Annotated in this window: 5 protein-coding genes; 4 read left to right on the top strand and 1 reads right to left on the bottom strand. The window is 65.3% G+C overall.

The window, feature by feature from the left end; genetic code table 11:
• From N802_RS20685 to N802_RS19005, 4 genes are all read left to right on the top strand, one after another.
• Positions 1-210: hypothetical protein (locus tag N802_RS20685; protein WP_035919595.1), on the top strand; the 210-nt coding region annotated here is incomplete at its 5' end.
• Positions 211-219: 9 nt separating this feature from the next.
• On the top strand, positions 220-687 hold the full coding sequence (locus N802_RS18995; protein WP_035919598.1) for a hypothetical protein: 468 nt from the start codon (positions 220-222) through the stop codon (positions 685-687).
• 173 nt (positions 688-860) lie between these two features.
• Positions 861-1,199 (top strand): hypothetical protein, encoded by a 339-nt coding sequence (locus tag N802_RS19000; protein ID WP_035919601.1) that lies wholly within the window; start codon positions 861-863, stop codon positions 1,197-1,199.
• 121 nt (positions 1,200-1,320) lie between these two features.
• Complete coding sequence (locus N802_RS19005; RefSeq protein WP_245614011.1) at positions 1,321-2,190, top strand: nuclease-related domain-containing protein; 870 nt, start codon at positions 1,321-1,323, stop codon at positions 2,188-2,190.
• 167 nt (positions 2,191-2,357) lie between these two features.
• Here N802_RS19005 and N802_RS19010 read toward each other — a convergent pair whose 3' ends face one another.
• A complete protein-coding gene (locus N802_RS19010) occupies positions 2,358-3,140 on the bottom strand; it encodes an alpha/beta fold hydrolase (RefSeq protein WP_035919604.1) in 783 nt (260 codons plus the stop codon).
• Between the last annotated feature and the right edge of the window lie 386 nt (positions 3,141-3,526).

The raw sequence follows: 3,526 nt of genomic DNA on the forward strand, positions 1-3,526 counted from the left end.
GTCATCCGCCGGATCGACATCGTCACGAGGGGCAAACCAGTGGTTCGGGGCACGCGGGAGGCGGGCGGGACGACCACCCGCGCCAGCGGGGTGCCAGACGTGTGGCGCTCGTTCGTGGACGGACAGGCGGAAGCCGGGAGAGAGGCCTTGGGTCACCTTGGTTCGAATCTGTCTGGACGTGCCCAGGGCGCAGTCGGAGCCGAGTTCTAGGGTTCGACTATGCAGAGCGTCGTCGTGGATGTGATTCTCGCTTTGGGGACTGGCGTGCTCCTCTGGGCCGTTCTCCCGCGCGGCGTCGTGTTGACGAGATCGGCCCGCACCGAGGATTGGCGAGGTGAGCCGGTGTATGACACGTGGGCCCTTCGCAACGAGTCGGCCGTACCGATCCGACTGACCTCGGTGGCTGTCCGCTCTCCCGATACTTTGGATGCAAAGGGCCGCTTCGAGTACGTGGAACTGAACGATGACAATGCCGACGCCCTTGCCGTGGCACTCTGCTTCGACGACGCGTACCTGGAGACCACACGCGGTGAAAACGCACAGGCATGGAAGGGCATCGAGGTGCCGCCGGGCGACACACTTCAGGCGAAGGTGGATCTGAACCGCGATTTACGGATCAGGTACCGGCGCACTGGACCAACGGGCGTGTTTGAGCGCCGCCAAGTGCTCATTCATGGCCACATCTGAAGTGGGTCGGGTGCTGGGCGGTTTCCACCGGACGTCTCTGGAACCCGGAAGCTGAATTACCTGTGAGGCGTGGGGTGGTAGCCCGATGTGAAGTGGGGTGAGCGACCCTCCCGCCGTGCCCCAACGTGTGCGTGCTCCTGATAGGCATCTCTCCAGATCCCGAAGGGACGACCATGGGTACCAATCCGATTCGGCAGGACGCTCGTCGACGGCTGCAGGAGGCGCAACGCGCTGAGGCCATCGCGCTCTCTGATACGACCAAGGCGTACGCAGCTCGTGCACGCGTTCAGAAGAGGGTCGACGTCGCCGACCAGGACATCGCTGCTGCACGCAGCCAGAAACTCGTCTACGTCGATGAGCAACGGCGCGCCGGAAACCACATATGCATCGTTGACGACCTCGGGATCGCCGACCTGCTCGGAGGGCGGCGAGCGTCGTGCCGCCGCTCACGGCTGCTGCACGATGAACTGATCGAGGTCTCCGGACGAAGTCTTGAGATGCCGCGGTCGTAGGCACCTCTGACCGGAACGCGCGCCGCGGACTCACCCGACGGCAGGACCGCTCGCGGCGCAATGCGGCGACAAACCATGCGGTCTCGCCTTCTTGGAAAGCCGTTCACCGTACGGTAGCGGTGTGGACGGGGGAGCCGACGAGAAGCGCATGCGCCTGAGGTACGCCGGCGCCTGTCGGGTGTGTGGGGTCGAGCTCCCCGCCAAGGTCGAGGCAGTCTACGAGCGGACAACGAAGACGGTCCGGTGCGTCAGTCACGACGTCTACCCGGCTGTCGAACCCGCTGTCGTGGAAGTCGTCGAACCCGCTGTCGTGGAAGTCGTCGCCCCTGGTGTCGTGGAAGTCGTTGAGTCTGGTACCGCGGGAGCCTCAGCGCGTCGAGAGTTCGAGCGGCGCAAGGCAAAGCGTGAAGAACGCATTAGGACCAAGCACCCCAAACTCGGCGGGCTGATGCTCGCGGTGAGCGAGGAACAGCAGTCCACGACCGCTTGGGACATCGGCGCGCTGGGAGAAGAGAAACTCGGCAAGGGCCTGAACCGGCTTGCCTCAGACAGGCTACGGCTGCTGCATGACCGGCGTATCCCAAGAAGCACGGCGAACATCGACCACCTGGCCGTGACCGCCAGCGGCGTCTACGTCATCGATGCCAAGAAGTACCGGGGGCGTCCTCACCTCAAGATCGAAGGTGGCCTCTTCCGGCCTCGCGTTGAACGACTGATCGTCGGCTCTCGCGACTGCACCAAACTCGTCGACGGAGTGCTCAAGCAGGTCGACGTCGTGCGCGGCCTGCTCGACGACGATGTCCCCGTCCATGGAGTGCTTTGCTTTGTCGAAGCAGACTGGCCACTGATCGGCGGGACTTTCACGACCCGCGGCGTGCAGACATTGTGGCCAAAGAAGCTCTATCCCAAGCTCCAGGCAGAAGGACCTTTCACCGCCGACGCCGTTGCCGAGATCCACCTAAGGCTCGCACACGCGCTACGAGCAGCCTGAAATCGCACGCCCGCCCTGAACGCGTCGGAAAGACGCGGGCACCGCGGCAGAGATCCGGTCGATTCGAGCCTCAGCCCGGGAGCCCGATCAGCACACCGCGCCCGGCCAATCGGTGGATTGAGGCGTAGGCGGCGGGTGTGGTGGTCGCCTGGGCAGAGGAGCCGGCCTCAATCGGTTCTGTCCAGGACCAGTCGGATCGCTTCGTGCGGTGCGTCCCATTGAGGGAAGTGACCGCACCGCTCGAACCAGTGCAGCACCGCGTCGGGGAACAGCTCCGCTGCACGTGCGGCCTGTCGCGGCACGGTCACCAGGTCACGACGCCCCCACCCGATCGTGACCCGGCCGGGCACTGTGCCTGCCGGGGCGCCCTGTTGCTTTGGCCCTTTGGTCAGGGCATCCAAGGCGGCGCCGGTCGCTGGGGAGTCGGCCAGCCCGCTCACGTCCGGCAGCACGGTCTCGGGCGAGAGCGCCCAAGGCCGCGCTGACAGCTGCGCGAGCAGCAGGGTCCTGCCCACCGGCGTGGCGAGCAGTGACGGCAGCCTTCCTCGGACGGCTCGGACCAGAGCAATTGACGGCCGTAGTGTGGCGCTGAAGACGGCGAGCTCGCGGTCGCTCCAAAAGCCGCCCGGGTCTAGAGCCACGGTGTCGCCGCCGACTCCTCGTCGCGCGAGCTCAAGCACCATTCGGCCGCCCATCGACTGGCCGACTGTGGCAACCCCGTCCAGTCCCTCTTCGCGGATGAAGTTCGCGACGGAGTCGGTCAGGGTGGCGATCGAAACCTCGCCGGTCAAGGGTGGCGTTTCTCCAAACCCAGGTAGGTCGACGGCGATGACCTCACGGTGCTCGGCCAGTTCCTTGATGATGGGCATCCAGGATCGCCACCCTGCGCCGAGACCGTGCACGAGCAACAGCGGACTGCCGCTTCCGCGTCTCACATGGTTCAACGTCACGACGCCACGCTAGTTCACGCGCCTCCGCGTCGGCTTCTGGAGAGGCCTTGATCCACGCTGATCTCGCCCTGATCCCCCCATGGGACGCGGCGGTGGGGTCGGCGAGCGTTCTAGGTAGAGCTTGAGCAGGTGGGTGCCGCAGATCAGCTTCCACTCTCCGCAAAGCGTGGGTAGGCGGATCCGGGGGGGTCCCACCTCAGCTTGTGTTGGCGAGAATGAATTGGGCAGCCTCGGCCGGTGCGCTCCGTTGGGCGGAGTGACTCACTCTCATCAAGTGGAGTGACTCACTCTCATCAAGTGAGTGGCTGACCTGTCATCGTGGCCGACAGCGCTGGCGCCTCAGGGCCACTATCCAAGGACAGAGCCCCGGGGAGTGGTGGGGATTG

The organism is Knoellia sinensis KCTC 19936 (assembly GCF_000768705.1).
Classification (GTDB): domain Bacteria; phylum Actinomycetota; class Actinomycetes; order Actinomycetales; family Dermatophilaceae; genus Knoellia; species Knoellia sinensis.